This is a genomic window from Longimicrobium sp. (genome assembly GCF_036554565.1).
GTDB lineage: Bacteria > Gemmatimonadota > Gemmatimonadetes > Longimicrobiales > Longimicrobiaceae > Longimicrobium.
The window spans coordinates 1-4,158 of record NZ_DATBNB010000275.1 but is presented as its reverse complement, the minus strand read 5'-3'; the positions used below and the strand labels follow the sequence as shown (position 1 = coordinate 4,158).

At 71.1% G+C, this 4,158-nt stretch carries 5 protein-coding genes; 4 read left to right on the top strand and 1 reads right to left on the bottom strand.

Annotation, left to right across the window (positions count from 1 at the left end; genetic code table 11):
* The 4 genes from ppk1 to VIB55_RS25630 form a co-directional block, all read left to right on the top strand.
* Nucleotides 1–1,682 (top strand): polyphosphate kinase 1 (ppk1, locus tag VIB55_RS07435; RefSeq protein WP_331876039.1); only part of this gene is annotated, 1,682 nt, incomplete at its 5' end.
* Nucleotides 1,683–1,687: 5 nt separating this feature from the next.
* Nucleotides 1,688–2,617, top strand: coding sequence for a hypothetical protein (locus tag VIB55_RS07430; RefSeq protein WP_331876038.1), 930 nt, complete (start codon nt 1,688–1,690; stop codon nt 2,615–2,617).
* A gap of 104 nt (nt 2,618–2,721) precedes the next feature.
* Nucleotides 2,722–3,123 carry a hypothetical protein gene (locus tag VIB55_RS07425; RefSeq protein WP_331876037.1) on the top strand — a complete coding sequence of 134 codons (402 nt, stop codon included), beginning with the start codon at nt 2,722–2,724 and terminating at the stop codon, nt 3,121–3,123.
* Entirely contained in the window at nt 3,108–3,413 is a 306-nt protein-coding gene (locus tag VIB55_RS25630) for a type II toxin-antitoxin system RelE/ParE family toxin (protein ID WP_414681233.1), read from the top strand. Before VIB55_RS07425 ends, VIB55_RS25630 begins: the two co-directional genes overlap by 16 nt.
* Before the next feature lie 74 nt (nt 3,414–3,487).
* Here the strand turns inward: VIB55_RS25630 and VIB55_RS07420 are convergent.
* Nucleotides 3,488–4,158, bottom strand: a 671-nt coding sequence (locus VIB55_RS07420) for a hypothetical protein (RefSeq protein WP_331876036.1), incomplete at its 5' end; no start/stop codon positions are given.

Below are 4,158 nucleotides of genomic sequence, written 5' to 3'. Positions count from 1 at the left end.
GGTTCGAGCGAGACGCCCTTCCCGTGCTGATGCCGCTGACCGCCGGCCCCGGGTACCCGTTCCCGCACATCCGCAACCTGCGCCCCGCGCTGGCCGGGCTGGTGCGCGACCCGCGCGGGGGCGAGCCGCGGCTGGGCATCGTGGAGCTGCCGGACGGCGTCAACCGGTTCATCCACCTTCCCAACAGCCGGAGGTTCGTGGCGCTCGAGGAGGTGATCCGCGAGCACTTTCCCGCGCTGTACCCGGGGCTGGAGGTGGAATCTCCCCGCGTGTTCCGCGTCACCCGCAGCGCCGAGCTTCACCTGGACCGCAAGGAGGTGGAGGACATCCTGCACGCGGTAGAGGAGCAGGTGCGAAAGCGCCGCTTCCGCCCCGTCGTGCGCCTGGAGGTGGAGCGGGGGATGCCCGGCGTCGTCCGCGCCATGCTGCTGCGCGAGCTGCAGTACGAGGCGCCCAGCATCGTCTCGGCCCTGGGCGAGCAGGACGTGTACGAGGTGCCCGGGCTGGTGGACCTGCGCGGCATCCGCGAGCTGGCCGACGTGGAGGCCGAGGGGCTTCACTTTCCCCCCGCGCCCCCGCCGCGCACCCCGCTGGACCCGCGCCGCACCGTGTTCGAGCAATTGCGCGAGCGCGAGGTGCTGGTGTCGTTTCCCGATGACTCGTTCCAGGCCACCGTCGAGCGGCTGGTGGTGGACGCCGCCGAAGACCCCGACGTGCTGGCCATCAAGCTGGCGCTGTACCGCACCAACACCAAGTCGCGCATCGTCGAGGCGCTCACTCGCGCCGCGTCGGCCGGCAAGCAGGTGGTGGCGCTGGTGGAACTGACGGCGCGCTTCGACGAGCTAAGCAACATCCACTGGGCGCGCTACCTTCGCTCCTTTGGCATCCACGTGATCTACGGCGCGCCCGACCTGAAGGTGCACGCCAAGATCGCCCTGGTGGTGCGCCGCGAGTCCGACGCGCTGCGCCAGTACGTGTACATCGGCACTGGCAACCTGAACGCGTCGACGGCCACCTTCTACACCGACCTGGGGCTGATGACCGCCAGCCCCGCGCTGGCCGCCGAGCTCAACGAGGTGTTCAACGGCCTCACCGGCGGCGCGGCACCCACCGACTTCGGCCACCTGCTGGTGGCGCCGTACACCATGCGGCGGCGGTTCGTGGAGATGATCGGGCGCGAGGCCGAGCACGCCGCGGCGGGGCGCCGCGGGTGGATCCGCGCCAAGTTCAACGGCCTGGCCGACCGCGAGATCATCGCCGCGCTCTACCAGGCGTCGCAGGCGGGGGTGCAGATCGACCTGCTGGTGCGCGGGATGTGCTCGCTGCGCCCCGGCGTGGTGGGGCTGTCCGAGAACATCCGCGTGTACAGCGCCCTGGGCCGCCACCTGGAGCACGCGCGCATCTTCCGCTTCGAGAACGGCGGCGAGCCCGAGTACTACATCGGCTCGGCCGACTGGCGGACGCGCAACCTCAGCCGGCGGGTGGAGGTGGCCGTCCCCATCCGCGACCCGGGGCACCGCGCGCGGCTGGACGGCATCCTGGACGAGGACCTGGCCCGGCCGGACCTGTGGGAACTGGGCGCTGACGGCACCTACTACCAGCGCCCGCAGCCGGCGCCGCGCCAGGGAGCGCCGGCCCGCTCCGGCCCCGAGCGCCGCGCCATCATCACCGCGGACGTGTGATCCGGATGAACGTACGGCAGATGGGGATGCGATCGATGCGGGCGCGGTGGGCGGCGGCCCTGGCGTTCGCCGCCGTGGCCGGATGCGGCGATGCGCGGCAGGCGTCCGCCGGCGGCGACGATGCGGGGGAGTGGTGCCGGATCGCCCGGCGCGACGTGGGGATGCCGGGCGACGTCACCGAAACGAGCGGCGCCGCCTTCGATCCCGTCGACCCCGAAGTCTTCTGGACGCACAACGACTCGGGGAACGACCCCGTCCTGTACGCCATCGGAAGCGACGGAAGGGCGCGGGGCACGCTGCAGGTGGAAGGGGCCAAGAACCAGGACTGGGAAGACCTGGCCGTGGGCCCTTGCCAGGGCGGCCAGTGCGCCTACATCGCCGACATCGGCGGCGCGCGCCGCAGGAAGAACGATCCGGTGGCGCTGTACCGCGTGGCGCTTCCCTCCGTGGACCAGGCGGCCACCGCGCGCGCGGACCGGTTCGAGGCGCGCTTTCCCGGCGGCGGCCAGGACGCCGAAGCCCTGTTCGTGCTTCCCGACGGCTCCATCTACGTCATCGGCAAGGGGCAGAAGGAGCCGATCGAGCTCTACCGCTGGCCCACGCCCCTGCAGCCGGGCCCGGTGGACCTGGTGCGGGTGCGCGAGCTGGCGCCGGAGCCGGAGCAGCCCGGCGACCGCGTGACCGGGGCAGGGGCCAGCCGCGACGGGCGCTGGGTGGCGGTGAGGAGCTACGGCCGCCTGGCGCTGTACCGCACGGCGGAGCTGCTGGGCGCCGGCCGCCCCGAGTTCGCCATGGACCTGACGCCCGTCGGCGAGCCGCAGGGCGAGGCCGTGGCCATCGAGTCGGACGGCACCGTCCTGCTCACCAGCGAGGGCGGGCAGCGCACGGTGCCCGGCCGCGCCACCTTCCTGCAGTGCACTCTTCCGCGGTCCTGACCGGCCGGTGGCGCGTTCTACCGGCTTGTGCGATGTGAGCACTTTCGCCGATATTGCGGACGGTTTCGCACCGTCGCCAGCGAAAAGGGCTCGCCATGTCCCCCATGCATATGGAAGAGCAGGACCTGCTCCTGGATGAGCAGCCGCCCGCCGGCCTCTCGCCGGCGGAGCTTGCCTACTGGCACCGCCTGCGTGAGCGGATCGTGCGGGGGATGCTTGCGTACCGCGCGGCGAACTACGTCAGCGACTCCGAGTGGGAGCTACGGCTCGCGATGGCGCGTAGCGCTTTGTCCGTGCCAATGCCGCTCGGCAACCCCGCTGATCCGGAGCAGGCCGAGAAGGATGCGCTGCGGCATCGCTTCGAGGACGTGCCCGACCTTTCCGAGGATGAGTACAACCGCCACGTCATCGCGGGAGTCCGGCAGGGAGCCATTTCCGCCGCGACCGAACGCCTGTACAGCCAGGCGGAGGTCGAAGCACTGGTCTCGACGTGGAGTACGGAGTAAGGTGGTCGCATCTCGCCATCCGTGACCTCCTCGACATCCACGACTACACTGCCCGCCACTTACACGCCAGCAGCCGTCCGCTAGTAGCCAAGTTGTTTAAAGGGGTACAAAGACTCGATATATTCCCGCGTTCCGGCCGCGCCGTACCCGGCTGGGAAGACCCGGACTGGCGAGAAGTCATCGTACCGCCGTTCCGGGTCATCTACCGGATTGAGGGCCGGGAAGTAACGATATCCCGGGTATATCACTCGCGGCGATCGCTCCCGTCGCACCCGGACCGGTTCCTCTGACGGGTGAAAACGAAGAGGGGTGGACGCGATCCGCGTCCACCCCTTCTCTTTTGCACTCCGTCGACCCAGATCGGTCAGGGCTGCTGGCTGGTGCGCTCGGCCGCGCCGATGCTGCGGGCTACGGGGGGCTGCTCCACGCAGCGGGGCGCCTCCCACACCTTGCGCCAGGTGCCGCGGTCGCGCGAGATCACCTCGTACCAGCTTTCGCGCACGCCGAACACCTGCACCAGCATCTCGTGCTGGCCCGTGGCGTTCCAGTTCAGGTGGTCCACCAGCTTGGGCGCGCCCTTGCCCGTCTTGTCGTAGTCGCGCACTTCCTGGTACACGGGGGTGTAGCCGGCGCGCTGCTCGTAGTCGGCCACGTAGAACACGCTCCACCCGTCGGGCTCCGGCGCGCCCGCACCCAGCTGGTCTCCCACCAGGTAGGTGGCCGCCATCTCGGGGTGGCCGCCGCGGATCACGTCCAGCGCCTGCAGGTCGCGCTGGGCGCCGGTCCAGCTGCGGGGGCGGGCCAGGCCGTTCTGCAGCACCAGCCGCTCGGCCACGAGCGAGGCGTAGCGCTGGATGGTGCCCTCCACCTGCGGCGGCCGGTACTCGCCCATCACGTCCGGGGCCAGCCCCTTGCGGAAGGCCAGGAACTCACGGTCGGCGGCGGCGGCAGCCACCGTAGTGGCCTGCCCCTGCGCCGTCGGCACGCCGCACGCCGTAACGCGGGCGGGGCCCTGCACGGTCACCGATCCCACCT